The sequence below is a fragment of the Muribaculum sp. NM65_B17 genome, from assembly GCF_004793735.1.
Taxonomy (GTDB): Bacteria; Bacteroidota; Bacteroidia; order Bacteroidales; family Muribaculaceae; genus Muribaculum; species Muribaculum gordoncarteri.
Genome location: NZ_SRYY01000011.1, coordinates 18,705 through 34,298 on the forward strand (window position 1 = coordinate 18,705; position 15,594 = coordinate 34,298).

Here is a 15,594-nt window from a genome sequence, read left to right on the forward strand (position 1 = left end):
AAAAATATGACTAACCATAAATATTTCAAAACAATACTCCTGTCGGCAGCAATCGTCACTATGGGATTCTGCTTCACTGCCTGTGATGACGACGACCCCATACTACCCGGCACCGGCATAGAAACTGCACAATGGTCGGCCGTAAACGATGCCGATCTCAAAGGTCAGACTCTGATCTACGAATTCGAAGCGCCCGCATCATGGACGGCATTAAGCAATGAAGAATGGTGTGAGGTGCTCACACCTTCCGGATATCAGGGAAAAAGCTCGCTTCGCATGAAAGTCGAGCCAAATGACGGCAAGCTCGGACGCTCAGCCGAAGTCAGCGTTCAGATCGACGGATATGCCGAACCTTGTGTGCTGATTATACGCCAGGGTGAAGGCGTGGTTGAAAAGGGCGAAGGCCGCTTCCGCGACATCAATCAGTGGACACTCGACATTATGTCGGACTATTATCTCTGGAACGAGAACATTCCCGACATAATCCTCGACCACAGCTTAGACTACGACCTGTTCCTCGCTCAAATCCTTGACGGTGTTGCTGAGAACGATGATGCAAACCACGATGACGGTCTATGGGACAACGGCGAGCGTGTAAGCTACTACTCCAATATCCAGAGCAACGCGCCACTTTCGCGTGCCACAGGTGAATCTTACAACGATGCCGGTCTTGCTATTCAGGCCACCATACTCGGGCCCAACGATGATGACCCCTGCGGTTTCACCGTGATGTTCGTCACTCCGGGAACCGCTGCCGAAGAAGCCGGCGTGCATCGTGGCGACTTCATCACCAAGGTCAACAACATCCCGGTGACTCAGAACAACTATAGTCAGCTCGGCAACTCGCTGCTCAACGGCAACGTGACCGTCGATCTCAACTCCGTTAAGTTCAACAACGGCGTAGCCACAATCACCAACCGCGTCCCCTCGGTTATGATCGCCAAATCATCCTATATTGATCCGGCCATCTACAAATCGACAGTCGTAACCGCTGCCAACGGCAAAAAAATAGGCTATCTGCTCTACATGAACTTCCACATGGACTACGACTCTCAGTTGCTTCAAGTATTCAACCAGTTCAAAGCCGAAGGCGTTGAAGAGCTTGTAATCGACCTTCGCTACAACAACGGCGGCCACGTATTGTCAAGCACCGTACTTGGTACTCTTGTAGCAGGTCAATCCCACCAGGGACAGGCCTATCTGCGCACAACCTACAATTCGGCCCGAACAGCAGCCGGCGAAGTGGGTGTCTACAACATTGGAGAAGCCGCAAACCCCGAAACAGCAAACGGCTACGATAAGATATCTCAGGCAATCGACAGCTCGCTCGATCTCAAACGCGTATATGTGATCGGAACCCGGATTACTGCATCAGCCAGCGAACTGCTCATAAACGGTTTGCGCGGTCTTGACATCGATGTACGACTCGTCGGCACTACCACCCAAGGAAAGAACTGCGGAATGGAAGGATGGCAGAAACGCGCAGGCAACTATACGTTTACGCTTTATCCAATTACATTCTATTGTGAGAATGCCAAAGGTTTCCGTGACTACGCCGAAGGATTCAAGCCCGACTTTGAATATGATGACACAAACATCTACCCGGGCGATTTCGGAACAATGGAAGATCAACTCTCGGGAATCGCTCTGACATGGGCTGCTACCGGCAACAAGCCATCGTTTGAATCAACCGGCTCACGTGCATCAACAGGCATATACGTACTCAAGCCGACAAATGAAATGAAATCACAATTCACCCGCAACATGGGAGGATCTCGCACAATTGTAAAGGCAATGTAAACCCGAGTTCACAATCAATAAATAACGGAAAGGCGTCGCAATCGCGACGCCTTTTCTATTGAATCTAATCTGCGCAAGGACAATTATGCGGCAGGGAGCGTGAAGGTGAATCCGAGGCCTCCGCCGGGAGCGTTCTCTACTGTGATGTCGCCGCCCATTGCGGTGATGATTCGGTGGACGAGGGGCAATCCGAGCCCCGCTCCTCCATTTTTGCGGGCGCGTCCCGTGTCGACACGATAAAACAGGTCAAACAGACGGTCAAGATGCTCATCGTCGACTCCGCATCCATTGTCGGCAAACTCAAACCGATGCATTCCGTCGTTCTCGCCCTTCCATAACAGCGATATACGCGTTCCGCCCGAATATTGCGCGGCATTGTAAATCAGGTTAAACAATGCGTTGGTAAGCAACGATTCATGACCTTTTATAAGGCAATCCTCGGGAATGTCGCAGATGAAGGTCATATTGTCGGCTATATGGCCTTGAGCTATATCCTCGGCAATCTGAGCCGTCATGTCACGGAAATTGATAATGCCGTAATCTATTGCACCGCCCTCCTGCAGGCGCATGACCATACTCACATCACTCACCAGATTGGCCAGACGGTCGGTATTCTGTTGGGCTCGCACAAGAAACTTACGCTTCAATGCATCAGGCATATTGTCATCGGCCAACACCGTGTCAAGGTACCCCTTGATGATTCCCACGGGAGTGTTCAACTCATGGCTGACATTCATCCCTATCTGTCGCTCATGGTGCATCTTTTCACGTTCGGCATGAATCTTATCGCGGTATAAGGTCAAGAGCTTGCGGGAAACATCGCCGAGTTCGTCATCGGAGAACTCCCATGTGTCAGCGTCATCGGGAAGTTGGTCGGTGGAGATGGCCTGCGCAAGGTTGCGAAGCGCATAGACATTCTTGCACACAACTCTGACTCCCCAGTAGGCCAACGCCGACGACAATATACCAAGTATTATCACCACTATCCACACCATAGGGTCGATGCTGAGGAAGTCGATAACCTCCCCCTTATAAGGCAATGCCGCAAACGAACTCACCAGCCCGTCAGCACTCCTTTTTGTGCTGACCATTAGCTTGTTGCCATCGATCGACAAATCGCTTACCGACGCATTAGCGCCGCCACCGCCAAGCCGCTTAAATTCAGGCAGCATATTTCCGGCAGCATCATATACCGAAATCGGGGCCTCGTGGCTGTCGGCAATCATCACGCCCTTATTGTCGTAAACCGTGATGCGCAGCGGGTCGAGCGTGGTGTTTCCGGTAAAGAGCTGAATGAAATCGACCGTCTTCTGCATATCGGCACCTTTCTCGTAAGCCTCGATCACCGTGTTGTTCACATTCACCAGGCGATTCTCAAGATTGTACTTCAAGCGCTGCTTCTCATGTATGACAAAGTATGTGATTGTTATGCCTATGATAAGCCATAACAACCCCACAAGCGGGAAGAAAAGCTTCCTATGAAGTCGTAAAATATTATTATTTGCCATTAATATTACTCAAAACAGTCAAAGATGGACAACCTAATGTCACTCCGACCGCATTCACATCATCTGAAATAATGACAACCGACACCCCTATAATGTTCACATTACCGCCCATTGCAACATCCTATTTCAAGAAAAAATTACGCTTCGCGACATTATGGGGTGAAATCGGGATGTCGGGTGTATTACTTTTGCACAAAAAGGTAAGTATTATGGAAAACAATGAAACCAAGAAAAAGGAGAGGGTCTATAAGCTGAAATTTGACCAGCTTTGGATCGATGCCATCAATCAGATTCCTGTGTGCTATCACAGTGAGATTTATTATTGGCTTGACTACTATCAGAATCACAACCACAGCGATTTGATAGGCACTATAAAGGATGACCTTGTGCGCTCGCTGTTCATGCTCATCTACCCCACAATCAAGCGTCGCCGCATAGCCCGCAACCGTCAGCGCAAGTCACGCGAAATCAAGAAGGCCGCCCGACTTGCAGCACCGGTCGAATCACAACAGCCCGCTCAGCCTAAAAAGCCCGAGGAAAAGACACAGCCCGAGACAACAGTTAAGCCACCCGAAGCTCCCGCCAGGCCGCCGCAACCCAGCCCCTCAAAGCAGGAGAGCCGAGGCGCTACAGCCCCGGCTCCCGTAAACAGCGCATATCATCGCCTTCAAAATATCTTGGGAACAAATGATCTTAACTATGAAGTCATCGCGGAAAGAGAATCTTATAATCGCGCTTGGCCGCCTCGCGGGTCCACTCTTCGGGAATGAAACGCCACTGGTTGAGCTTGCGCGGATTCACTTTGCCCTGCTTCTTTATGTAGTCGGTGAGGTAGTGGCGCAGGTCAAGGTCGGTAGCAAACACGATGCGCTCGGTCAACTTGTCGTGAGGGATGCCGGCACCCTTTGTAAGCAATTCACCGCCGCCGTTTCCGCGATAGGAGTTCAGTGCCACGCGATAGGTGCGGGCGGGGTCAAACTCCTTGCCGTCGGCCATGCTCTTTATCGTAACCTTCTCGCCCTTGGGCTTTCTCACATCCACCTCATAGATGATACCCGCCGCCGAGTCAAAGTTATAGCTCGGGTTCTTAAGCGTAGAGCGGCTCTCATCGCCCTCGGTAGGCTCCTCCTTAAAAAGAAGCAGATGGTCGGATGCCGAAGTCATAGTGTTGCACCACAGCGAGTAGGCCTCTTCAAGGTAATCCTTGACCTCTTGTCCGGTAAGCTCCATGACATAGAGCATATTTTCATACTTGTAGAGATTGAACATGTCGCTCACAGTTATAGGGCCGGCATCGATGGTGGCATCGTAGGAGAGCGGAGCGGCAAACGAGATGTCGGCTCCCGTTATTCCAAGCTGAAGCTCATGAATGAGATCGACAAACTCCGACGGGCCGAAGTAGGCGTCGCGCGTGGTGATGCTGCTTGTGAACTCGCCGATAGGTGTGTCGACATACTCCTTGATGACAGCCATGTCGGGAGCAAACTCTGCCATGAAATCGGCATCGGGCTCATAGTCCGACATGTGACGAAGTTCTCCGTCGATGTGCTTGTCGATTATTCGTCCGTCGTCATCACGCTTGAAGGTCATCGTTATGTCGGTAAGCACGACACCGTTGTTGGCCGGATTCATCACCAGCACCGTATCGCCCTCGACATTCACCACCTTCTTGTTTTCGCGACGATGGTCATGCCCCATAAGCACTACATCAAATCCCGGCACGCGCTCGGCTATCTCAAGCGAAGGATTTTCGCGATATCTCACCAAAGTGTTGCCGCGCTGTCCGGCATGGAACACACCCACTATCACATCGGGATTCTCGCGCTCCTTGATTATCGGAATCCACTTGCGGGCAGTGGCCTCCATGTCGTCAAACCGCAGCCCCTTCCACAGCACTTCGGGCAGCCATGCGGGTATGGCCGGAGTAAGCAGTCCGAGAATAGCCACCTTCACCCCGTCGTGCTCCACAACCTTATAGGGAGTGAATGCCGGCTCGCCCGTGGCAGTGTCGATGATATTGGCACCCAATACGGGCATGTCGCACTGTCGGCTCCAGCGCTCAAGCACTTTGCGTCCGGTTTCCACATCGTGGTTGCCTACATTGCCTGCATCGTAGCGCATGAAGTTCATCATTCGCGAAGCCACGTGGGGAGTCACCGTGTCGACAAAGTTGTAGTAGTACACAGTGGGCTGCCCCTGGAGAATGTCGCCGTTGTCGAGCAGAATCACATTGTCGCCATAGCGCTGCCGCGCCTCTTTTACGGCTCCGTAGACACGCGCAAGACTTCCTGCCGAAGGTTGTCGGGTTATGAAGTTATAGGGGAAGAAGTTTCCGTGTATGTCGCTTGTCTGAAGCAGTTTTATAGTAGTCATGGAGGATGCGTTAAGAGATAGCCCCATAACAGCCGTCAAGGCGGAGAAAAGGGTCAGTATTCGTTTCATAGTTAAATAACAATTTATGTGCATTACGGGGTTATTTCTTGAACAGCCTGAACAGCTCGCCCACCCAGAGTACAAGTGATGTAACGGCGATTATTATCACCCAGTCGACAATCTTGAGCGGAGTCACATTGAACATCTCGCCGCCGAAAGTGACGATAAGAATCTGTCCGACGAGAATAACCAACGCTATGAAATCAAACTCGGAACAGCCCTTGAGGTTGAATGCCGAACCGTGGCTCTCGAAAGCCCTCGCGTTGAACATGTTCCAGAACTGAAGGAACACGAAGATGGTGAAGAAGAGGCTCAGCTCGTAGGGAGTCATCTCCGATGAAGAGGGGTCGAGATGCAGCGACAGGAGGTCGGTGAGGCAAGTGATATCGGCATGATGGAATATGTAGAGAAGCCCAAGCAGCAGGACGAAGAACAATCCGCCCATACCGATTATGTCGTAGCGCATCGGCCGGTTTATGATGAAGGCATTGCGGTCGCGGGGCTTGTCCTTCATGACACGCTCCGACGGCGGCAACGATGCAAGAGCCATGGCGGCAAAGGTGTCCATAATCAGGTTGACCCAAAGCATCTGAGTCACGGTAAGCGGCGACTCGGTGCCCATGAACGCTCCACACAGCACAATGAGGCAGGCCACGACATTTACCGTCATCTGGAACAGGATGAAACGCTGTATGTTGTGGTAAAGCGAGCGACCCCACATCACGGCCCTTCCGATGCTTGCAAAGGAGTTGTCGACAATTGTTATGTCGCTGGCCTCCTTGGCCACCGAGGTGCCGTCGCCCATCGACAGTCCCACCTGCGCGGCCTTTAGGGCCGGAGCGTCGTTGGTTCCGTCGCCGGTCACAGCCACCACCTCGTTGCGCTTCTGCAACGTTTCGACAAGTCGCTTCTTGTCGAGCGGGCGGGCGCGCGATATAACCTTAAGATCCTTTACGCGATCATATAGCGTCTTATCGTCGAGCGCGGCAAATTCGGGTCCGGTGATTATGTTGCGGTCGCCGTCGCCCTCTTTCCACAATCCTATCTGGCGGGCGATTTCCTTGGCCGTATTGGGGGTGTCGCCGGTCACTATCTTGATGGCGATACCTGCGTCAAGGCACTCCTGAACGGCATCGGGCACATCGGCGCGCACGGGGTCGGATATGGCAACAACACCCATAAAGGTGAGATTGTCGGCCACAAGATTTCCGTCGGCGATGGCTTCCTGACCGGGCTCGACAATCTGGTAAGCGAATCCGAGAGTACGCATGGCCTGATTCTGATAACCAAGCAGCAGATTGTCGATCGCCGCCTTGTCGACACCCCCCTCGGTGTTGCGACAGAGCGAGTAGACAATTTCGGGAGCACCCTTGACATATAGGATCGTCTTTCCCGGAAGCACACCCGACTTCACCTCCGAGGCCATGTATTTGCGCTCGGTGGTAAAGGGTATCTCATCGACGCGCTCCACGCCCTCGCGCAGCGTCCTGTAGTCGACTCCGTTGTTGCGGAGCCACAGAATCAGCGCACCCTCGGTGGGATTGCCAAGCACCGACGGCTTATCGGGATTGGAGAGGTCGAGCAGCGCCGTCGAGTTAACGGCTATTCCCTCCTCCACGAGGCGGCTCATCACGCTGTCGTCGAGCCGCTGTTCAGGCAGTCCGAAAAAGTCGGTGCGGTATATGCGCATCTGGTTTTCGGTCAGCGTGCCGGTCTTGTCGGTACATACCACGGTGGTTGCGCCCATCGTTTCGCAGGCGTGCATCTTGCGCACGAGGTTGTTGGTCTTCAACATTCGCCTCATGCTGTAGGCAAGGCTCAGCGTCACAGCCATGGGCAATCCTTCGGGAATCGACACCACGAGCAATGTTACGGCAATCATTATCGTCTGCAGGAAGAATGTGACAAATCTGAGCCAGTCAAACTCCACCATGTTGATGAAGAAGAGCGACAACCGTCCAATGATAATCAAGGCGGCGATGCCGAGGCTTACTCGCGTTATGAGAGTGCCGAGCCTGTCAAGCTGCTCATTGAGCGGGGTCTTTACGCTGTCGTCGATTTGCGCAGCCTCAAACACTTTTCCGTTCTCGGTGTGGTCGCCCACGGCCTTGACCTCATAAATTCCATGACCTTCCATGACCTTAGTGCCACGCATCACCCAATCGGTGGGGAAAGTGGCATCCTTGTCAAAGAGAGCCGGGTCGGTCGACTTGGCGCACACGGGCTCACCCGTCAGCGACGACTCGTCGACCTGGAGCGAAGCAGCCTCGATCAACTGTCCGTCGGCGGGAATCTCCTCACCGGTGGTAATGATAACTGTGTCGCCAACGACGATGTCCTTCTTGGGAACCTGAGTAGTGTTGCCGTTGCGAATCACCTGGACAGGCTCATCGTCATTCACCTGGTTGAGGATGGCAAACTCCTTGTCGGCCCTTGCCTCAAAGTAGAAGGCAAGCCCCGTGGCAAGGAATATGGCGATGAAAATGCCAAGCGGCTCAAAGAACACCGTAGCGCCGGTATCGGGCAATGCGTAATACTCATAGCACGCAATGCCTATCGAGAGCGCACCGGCAACAAGAAGGATTATTATCAACGGGTCCTTGAATTTCTCGAGAAATCGCATGAACATCGATCTCTTTTTGGGCGGAGTAAGTACATTTACACCATGCTCACGCCTGCTTTCCAGAACCTGAGCATCGGTCAAGCCATCGTAATGACGAGATTGTGACATAGATATTACCTGAATTTAATTTTTTTATATCAACAACTAATCCGATGATAAAGTTAGAAGTTATAGGCAACACCGATCGAAGGCACAAATGCGTGAACCTTGTAATCGGCGGTAAAGGTCTTGTTTACTGGTAATCCGAGATTGGGCATGCTCGCAGCAAGCAGGTCGGTGTACGGGCATGAAGCGTTATCCTTGCCAAGGCCGGCCACATAGAGCATCGACAGGTCGATCGACACGTTCTTGATAGGACGGAACGACAGTCCCAAGGTAGGCTCAAGCTTGGTCATGCCCGGAGTTTCGGGGTTGTAGTAGGATATATTCACAGGAGTTGTGTCGACAATGAATCCGGCACGGATGTCAAAGCGATTGGTCAGGGCATACTGTGCGCCGAGGCGGAAAGCCCACGAGTTGCGGTAATCCTTGGTGAGATGCTGATTGTAGGGGGTGAGCTGATCGCTGAGGAAGTCTATCTCAAGGCTCTTGTAGGTGCTCCAGCCTGTGAACTGTGCATCGAAAGCGAGAGTGAGCGCCTCAATGGGCTTGTAGCTTACACCGAATGTAAGTACCGAGGGCATAGGCATTTCGGCCGAGAAGTTGGCTTCGTTGAGCACGTTCAGAGTCGACGACAGCACAGCGCTGGCAACATCGTTGGCATAGGTTACCGCCGCATCGCCCGACTTCACTCTCATAGTCATGCGTGAGCGATAGTTGACGCCTACCGTCCACTGCTCGTTGATGTCATACATGGCACCGACATTGAATCCGAGAGCAATATTGGCCGTTCCCTTGAGATTGACCGACGCGGGAGTGGTGGAGCCGAAGCGATAGTCATTGCCCAATGCTCCGAGCACAAGGTCGAGAGTGGAAGGCGACACAAGTCCCTTGTTAAGGTCGACCGTTCCCCACGACACCATGAGTCCGGCACCGACCGATAGTCCCGGCACGATTTCCCAGGCCACAGTGGGCTGGATGGTGTAGGTGGCGAGGTTTACCGACTGATTCAGCACTGCACCGGGCCAGTTGGTACTCCAGTCGATGCTGCTTCCATAGGGAGTGTACATGCTCACTCCGGCCTTAAGATTATCGTAGATGCTGAACGCGGCGCCCACATTCATGGGGGTGCTCACCTTATTGTTGGTTTCATATTCCTTACCGTCAATTGTAGCTGTGGCGGTTGCAGCGACACCGTTGACACTTGCAGTCAAGTCGAGCGACTTATCCATGAACGCCATTCCGGCAGGGTTGAAATACATACTTTCGGCTCCAAGCTTGAGCGCAACACCGGTGTGGGCCATTCCGCCCTGACGGGCACTCAAGGTGTTGACCTGATAGCCTTCGGCCATAACTGTAAGCGAAACAGCCAGAGCCATCGAGGCCAAAATCAATTTCTTCATAAACTTGAACTTTTTTGTTTTTACTTTAATCGTCAATAGATAAAATTTCGCATCCAATGCGAATACAGCCGACAAAGTTAGACATTTAAATCCATTTAATCGTCCTAAACTGAACATTTTATCAGAAAAACAGAACAATTGGATCAAAACAGATCAATTATTGTCCACTTAAAGCACTGAATGGTTTAAGGACAGAGCCGGTTGATAAATAAGGGGTAAATGAAACTTCGTGGAGGGAAGCTAATTGCCTATATATAAATCGGGTTCAATAATGTTAGTATCTATTGTATCCAACCCGATGCTCCAATAGTAGGGCGATGCTTCCGGCAAAACGATTACGCTGTCCTTCATGCCAGCATATTTTATAACATCGTCACTATGAAAAAAACACAAGAAAAGTCGCACGGATTAGGAGCGACTAAAAACTAAACCCCGAGGTTTGTCATAAGACAGGGACACTCGGGGGATTCCGTTGCAAAATTAGAAATAATTTCGTAAACGGTCAACTTATGAACGCACCACAAGTGAACAGTGAAATTGAATCAGGAAGATGCTCAGTATCAATCCCTGCGAATATGGTAAAGTTTTTTTGGCCAAATCTTGAAACCAATAAAGGTACAAAAATGGGAAAATGAGCTTTGAAATGCTGATTTATGCCTGTCAACGAGGACTCTTTGCGGGATTTGTATTATCTTTATAGATGCTAAAAATTTTTACAAAAACAACATACTTACTTTGATGAAATTTGGACAATTATTTGCAGTTGCGGGATGCACGGCTCTTTTGGGGGCTTGTTCAAACTCGTCGCTGCTGCCCGGACAAGATGGGACCCTGAGCCGGCTTGATGTTGAAGACATGGGCATAGCGGTGGCAGCCGACAGCCAGCGCGAATATTCTTTTACGGATAAAAAGGCCTCGTTCTGGTATGGCATGACGCACACCGACAACTGGGACGACTGGCACGCGGGCTGGAATATAGCTAAACGACGACTGCTGAGCGACTATACCGTGGGCGTTGACGGCGACACGCTGTCAAGGCGCGAGGCCGAGGTAACGGTCTATCCCTATAAAATTGACCGTGTATATACGAAGGCCCGCGAGAATTTCTATATGTTTGACCGTGTGGAGCTGCTCTATGTTGAACTATCGGATGTGAAGGGCGATTCGGTGTGGATAGAGCTGTCACCAAGGCTTATTTCGGCCGGCAAACAGGGAGCGGAAGGGGTTGAATTCGTGCCCAAAGAATCGGCCGGAGGTGTTATCACCCTACAGCCGTTCAAAGATGTAATCTGTCGATGGAACGGAACCAGGCTGATGGCTCCTGCTGATGCCGGCGGCTTCATCATTTCATATACGGAAGACGGCAGTGCCGCGCAGGTTGCCGAACTCTTCCGCCGCGACCACGAGAAAATGCTCCGTGAGCGCATCGACCGTATGAACGCCTTGGTGGAGAAGTCCAACCCTCTCTCTTCGGACAATGATACGCTCGACAAAGCCATGGCCTGGATTGTCCTCACCACCGACGAGCTTGTCACCTGCCAGCAGGGCAACGGCATCTATGCCGGCTTGCCATGGTTCAACGAGTACTGGGGCCGCGACATGTTCATCTCAATGCCGGGGGCTGTCTTTTGCACCGGACAGTGGGAAACGGCGCGAAGCATATTCAGCGATTTTGCAAAGTTTCAGGACCGAAATCCCGAATCGGAAACTCTCGGTCGCATTCCCAACCGTGCCAACCTCGAAGGCATAATCTACAATACGGCCGACGGTACGCCGCGTTTTGTAACGGATGTGTACGAATATATGCAATATACCGGCGACACTACATACCTCGCCTCAATCTATCCGGCTATCGAACTGAGTATCAACAGCGTGATTGAACATGGAACCGATGCTGACGGATTTCTCGTTCATGCCGATGCCGACACATGGATGGATGCCAAACGACAGGGAAAGTATCCTTGCTCGCCACGTGGCAACCGTGCCGTCGACATTCAGGCGTTGTGGTATGAGCAGTTGCGCAGCGGAGCCAAGATGGCTCGCATCATGGGACATGACGATGAGAGCCGCCGTTGGGACCTTGCCGCCGATTCGCTCTTAGCAACGTTCAACCGCATGTTTGTCAACACGGCCGACACATTGGTCTACGACCATCTCAATGCCGACGGAACACCCGACCTTCAGTACCGCCCCAATATGCTCTATGCCCTTGACATGGTGGCCGACACGGCAGTTGTTATGAAGGCGACACGCGATGCATGGCGGAGGCTCGTATATCCGTGGGGTGTGGCATCGCTCGACCAAAACGATCCTCAGTTCCATCCCTACCATGAGAACTGGCATCACTATCACAAGGACGATGCCTACCATAACGGCACGGTGTGGCTGTGGAACAACGGCATGGCCATGCAGCGCATGATAGAGGCCGGACAGCAGGACATTGCATGGCAACTCTTTGAAAACATGAACCGTCAGGCTCTCTATGAAGGCGCTGTGGGAAGCCTGTCGGAGAACGCCGACGCATGGCCCCGCAAGGGAGCGCAGTGGGCACGGCGTTCCGGCACTTTCCTCCAGGCATGGAGCAATGCCGAGCAAATCAGAGTATGGTACCAGGGTTTTCTGGGCATACGCCCCGCCCTTCTCGACGGCTGCATCACGCTTGCACCGCGCATACCTTCGGCTCTGAACACATTGCGCTACAGCGAGCTGATTGGTAACGGATCGCTCCTCGGAGCCTTCGAGCGCACCGCCGACTGCCGCATCTATGAATACCGATTGTCGGGCATAGCGTCGCGTCTGAAATTTGACATCGAAGATTTTGCCACCTTCGACCTCGCCGTGACCGATGGCTCAACAGTGCGTGTGAAAGTGACAGATAGCGAACTGACAGCAAGCGTAACCGACCGCGACGGAAAGACGACATCCAAAATCGCCATAGCACCCGACCCGGCCAAAGCGGCACGCCAACAAGCCATGAACCGCTACTTCGAGGGCACGCACTTTGCAGTGCCTTCAATGAAGGAGAACCTCCCGTCGCTCAGCCGCTACTTCGACCCGCCCCTCGACTACTCCAGCATTGAGTAAATCGTAGGCTGATTCCACTTTGCCTTCTATCAATTCTCTAATAATACCGACCTTCTGCGACATCGCCAACCTCCTTGAGTGTATGGCGATGTTTTATTTTATCAAAGAACTAAAGCAGAACCTTATCCCTGCGGAGGTTACTCAGGCACAGGCAAGTATAATCTACGCCAATGAAGCCGATGTGCTGAATGTAGCGATGTTTGGTGTAACGGCAAAGCACGTGGAATGTCTGATGAGCTTTTGTCTAAGATATAGAGCCCCGAAATAAAAAAGTTGTGTCCGCGATGCAATGTTTTTTGCATTTTCGGTATTTATTAAGTAGTGAACAATTAAAACTTAAAAAGAATGAATAATAAAAGCTTTCTCGGAATGCTGCTCATTGCATTCCTTGCCGTGGCAGGTTTAACGGCATGCAGTGATGACGGTGATAATTTGACAAGTATTGCCGAAACTGAATGGTATGGTAGCCATGTTGTTTCTACGACTACCAATGAGGGTGTGAAAAAAGTACATACCGCAATTTTAGGATTTATATTTTCCGAAGATGGAACAAGTTGTACTGTCGAAACGGGAATCGAAACACTTGTGTCAGCTAACCGGGTTACCAAATATGTAAATTACTCCCCCTTGACACACTCCGTAACTTTGACTGAATCTCCTAATTCGTCCACAATAGAATATTATGGCGTAATCGAAGGTGAATCTATGCAGGTACAGCGTTGTGTGGACGGCAAACTATCAGATGAAGTTATAAAACTGGAAAAAATAAAATGATGAAGAAGGTAGGGAAGATAACCGATTATAAGGAATACAGGCTTACAGTGGCTTCTGTAAAACTCCCCGGTATATTAACATCAAATGGCAGCAATGTGCTTGCAGATGTAATGGAATATTTGACTAAATATTAATAGCTGATAGATGTTTTTATGATTTAAGATAGAGTGCAAACAAGCACGAAATTTCGAGGGAATACGCTGTATGTCAGCGAAAATGTGTAGCTTTGCGTATTGGCATATACGCCATATCAGAAACAATGGCAAAGATTACAGTTCAAAATACCGAAATAACAATTATCGCCGTCAATGGGGATGATTATATTTCGTTGACCGATTTGGCACGGCATAAAAGCGATGAACCTAATGCCGTGATTGCAAACTGGTTGCGAAACCGCAACACAATAGAGTATTTAGGAATTTGGGAACAGCTTTACAATCCGAATTTTAAACCCACCGAATTCGAGGGGTTTAGACGACAGGCCGGGCTGAACGCATTTACGCTCTCACCAAAGAAATGGACGGATGCGACAAATGCCATTGGTATAATCGCTAAATCAGGGCGTTATGGAGGAACGTATGCACATAAAGATATTGCATTGAAGTTCGCAAGCTGGATTTCTGTTGAGTTTGAACTCTACATCGTCAAGGAATTTCAGCGGTTGAAGACGGAGGAACAGCGGTTGTTGGGTTGGTCGGCGAAACGTGAGCTGTCGAAAATCAACTACCGCATACACACTGATGCCATAAAGCAGAACCTTGTCCCTGCGGAGGTTACTCCGGCACAGGCAAGTATCATCTACGCCAATGAAGCCGATGTGCTGAATGTGGCGATGTTTGGTGTAACGGCAAAGCAATGGCGAGAAGCCAATCCCGACCTCAAAGGCAACATACGCGATTACGCCACAATCAACGAACTTATCTGCCTGTCAAATATGGAGAACCTCAATGCGGTTTTCATCGAGCAGGGCATGACGCAGAGCGAGCGACTTGTAAAACTGAACCAAATAGCCATTCATCAGATGAGCGTGTTGGAAAGCAGCGACAACGATAGAAAACTATTGAAATAATTGTGTATGGATAACCACAATAAGATTATTATACAAGTGGCGAATAATGTATTTTCGCCTATGGGATTTTTCCAGAAAGGAAAATCGAGGACTTGGTTGTATGATTGTGGCTATTGCTTTGTTCAAGTTGAATTTCAGCCATCTGCATATTCTCGTGGCTCATTCTGTAATGTCGGAATAGCTTTCCTATTTGAATATTTTGGAGGCTTAAATGAAACTCTTGGGTTTGATTATGGATGTAAGCGAATAACGATAAACAATACCCAGTTTGTAGAATATAACAATGATGATGAAATATTTGAAAAACAAATATTTCAATTAGCTCAATACGCCCTTAAATATGCGAAAGTTCTAATGGGATTTAAGTCGCCTAAATATGCTAATCGCTGTATGTCAAAATTGATTTTCCAAAAAAGGCTGAAAGAAATGCTCGGAAAATGGAATGGCCCGATATTCGATTATTATAATGCAGCAATGATTAAGTTTTTATTAGGAGAACTGAATAGCGGAAGAAGATTGATAGAGAAACTTAATAGCCTAAAATTGGAAAGCCCTTTCAAAGAGTGGGCAGAGCATAGTTATTCAGAATTTTGTGATGATGAGTTAACCGCAGAACAAGCAAGAAATAAAGTGTGCTCAATGGTTAATAGACAGCGCAATTATTTTAAGCAAAAAGGGGCATTCAGAAAAATGCCTGATATAAATTTCCTATGAAATCATTTTGTTAGCGACTCTCTGAATGAGCGGTGGGTGATGCGATGAATACTGATGTATTGGATTTTTCACTAAATTTGCATTTGG

At 50.2% G+C, this 15,594-nt stretch carries 11 protein-coding genes and 1 pseudogene; 8 read left to right on the plus strand and 4 right to left on the minus strand.

Features of this window, described 5'->3' with window-relative positions:
* The first annotated feature begins 6 nt into the window (after positions 1–6).
* On the plus strand, positions 7–1,800 hold the full coding sequence (locus E5354_RS12400; protein ID WP_135947658.1) for a S41 family peptidase: 1,794 nt from the start codon (positions 7–9) through the stop codon (positions 1,798–1,800).
* 83 nt (positions 1,801–1,883) lie between these two features.
* Here the strand turns inward: E5354_RS12400 and E5354_RS12405 are convergent, their stop codons facing one another.
* Positions 1,884–3,308 carry an ATP-binding protein gene (locus E5354_RS12405; RefSeq protein WP_135947659.1) on the minus strand — a complete coding sequence of 475 codons (1,425 nt, stop codon included), beginning with the start codon at positions 3,306–3,308 and terminating at the stop codon, positions 1,884–1,886.
* A 209-nt stretch (positions 3,309–3,517) separates the two neighbouring features.
* Here E5354_RS12405 and E5354_RS12410 point away from each other — a divergent pair, with 209 nt between their 5' ends.
* Positions 3,518–4,078 carry a hypothetical protein gene (locus tag E5354_RS12410; RefSeq protein WP_135947660.1) on the plus strand — a complete coding sequence of 187 codons (561 nt, stop codon included), beginning with the start codon at positions 3,518–3,520 and terminating at the stop codon, positions 4,076–4,078.
* Here E5354_RS12410 and E5354_RS12415 read toward each other — a convergent pair.
* From E5354_RS12415 to E5354_RS12425, 3 genes are read right to left on the minus strand one after another with little or no spacing between them, the layout of a single operon-like run.
* On the minus strand, positions 4,014–5,750 hold the full coding sequence (locus E5354_RS12415; RefSeq protein WP_135947661.1) for a bifunctional metallophosphatase/5'-nucleotidase: 1,737 nt from the start codon (positions 5,748–5,750) through the stop codon (positions 4,014–4,016). The two genes, E5354_RS12410 and E5354_RS12415, sit on opposite strands and share 65 nt — an antisense overlap.
* 31 nt (positions 5,751–5,781) lie before the next feature.
* Entirely contained in the window at positions 5,782–8,472 is a 2,691-nt protein-coding gene (locus E5354_RS12420) for a calcium-translocating P-type ATPase, PMCA-type (protein WP_135947662.1), read from the minus strand.
* Between the two features lie 53 nt (positions 8,473–8,525).
* Positions 8,526–9,866: an OmpP1/FadL family transporter gene (locus E5354_RS12425; protein WP_168353907.1), complete on the minus strand. Its 1,341-nt coding sequence runs from the start codon at positions 9,864–9,866 to the stop codon at positions 8,526–8,528.
* A gap of 738 nt (positions 9,867–10,604) precedes the next feature.
* On the opposite strand from E5354_RS12425, the gene E5354_RS12430 reads away from it, so the two are divergent.
* The 6 genes and pseudogenes from E5354_RS12430 (at position 10,605) to E5354_RS12450 (ending at position 15,507) form a co-directional block, all read left to right on the plus strand.
* Positions 10,605–12,950 carry an amylo-alpha-1,6-glucosidase gene (locus E5354_RS12430; protein WP_135947664.1) on the plus strand — a complete coding sequence of 782 codons (2,346 nt, stop codon included), beginning with the start codon at positions 10,605–10,607 and terminating at the stop codon, positions 12,948–12,950.
* Between the two features lie 109 nt (positions 12,951–13,059).
* Positions 13,060–13,167: pseudogene (locus E5354_RS12435) on the plus strand (KilA-N domain-containing protein); the annotation flags it as partial.
* Positions 13,168–13,295: 128 nt separating this feature from the next.
* Positions 13,296–13,724: a hypothetical protein gene (locus E5354_RS12440; RefSeq protein WP_135947665.1), complete on the plus strand. Its 429-nt coding sequence runs from the start codon at positions 13,296–13,298 to the stop codon at positions 13,722–13,724.
* Complete coding sequence (locus E5354_RS14255; protein ID WP_168353902.1) at positions 13,721–13,858, plus strand: hypothetical protein; 138 nt, start codon at positions 13,721–13,723, stop codon at positions 13,856–13,858. Before E5354_RS12440 ends, E5354_RS14255 begins: the two co-directional genes overlap by 4 nt.
* Positions 13,859–13,983: 125 nt before the next feature.
* A complete protein-coding gene (locus tag E5354_RS12445) occupies positions 13,984–14,793 on the plus strand; it encodes a KilA-N domain-containing protein (protein WP_135947666.1) in 810 nt (269 codons plus the stop codon).
* A gap of 6 nt (positions 14,794–14,799) precedes the next feature.
* Positions 14,800–15,507, plus strand: coding sequence for a hypothetical protein (locus tag E5354_RS12450; protein ID WP_135947667.1), 708 nt, complete (start codon positions 14,800–14,802; stop codon positions 15,505–15,507).
* Positions 15,508–15,594 lie beyond the last annotated feature (87 nt).

What these genes read in the sequence shown, in the direction of transcription:
- E5354_RS12400 (WP_135947658.1), top strand. Translation starts at nt 7, where the DNA reads ATGACTAACCATAAATATTTCAAAACAATACTCCTGTCGGCAGCAATC.
- E5354_RS12405 (WP_135947659.1), bottom strand. Translation starts at nt 3,308, where the DNA reads ATGGCAAATAATAATATTTTACGACTTCATAGGAAGCTTTTCTTCCCG.
- E5354_RS12410 (WP_135947660.1), top strand. Translation starts at nt 3,518, where the DNA reads ATGGAAAACAATGAAACCAAGAAAAAGGAGAGGGTCTATAAGCTGAAA.
- E5354_RS12415 (WP_135947661.1), bottom strand. Translation starts at nt 5,750, where the DNA reads ATGAAACGAATACTGACCCTTTTCTCCGCCTTGACGGCTGTTATGGGG.
- E5354_RS12420 (WP_135947662.1), bottom strand. Translation starts at nt 8,472, where the DNA reads ATGTCACAATCTCGTCATTACGATGGCTTGACCGATGCTCAGGTTCTG.
- E5354_RS12425 (WP_168353907.1), bottom strand. Translation starts at nt 9,866, where the DNA reads ATGAAGAAATTGATTTTGGCCTCGATGGCTCTGGCTGTTTCGCTTACA.
- E5354_RS12430 (WP_135947664.1), top strand. Translation starts at nt 10,605, where the DNA reads ATGAAATTTGGACAATTATTTGCAGTTGCGGGATGCACGGCTCTTTTG.
- E5354_RS12440 (WP_135947665.1), top strand. Translation starts at nt 13,296, where the DNA reads ATGAATAATAAAAGCTTTCTCGGAATGCTGCTCATTGCATTCCTTGCC.
- E5354_RS14255 (WP_168353902.1), top strand. Translation starts at nt 13,721, where the DNA reads ATGATGAAGAAGGTAGGGAAGATAACCGATTATAAGGAATACAGGCTT.
- E5354_RS12445 (WP_135947666.1), top strand. Translation starts at nt 13,984, where the DNA reads ATGGCAAAGATTACAGTTCAAAATACCGAAATAACAATTATCGCCGTC.
- E5354_RS12450 (WP_135947667.1), top strand. Translation starts at nt 14,800, where the DNA reads ATGGATAACCACAATAAGATTATTATACAAGTGGCGAATAATGTATTT.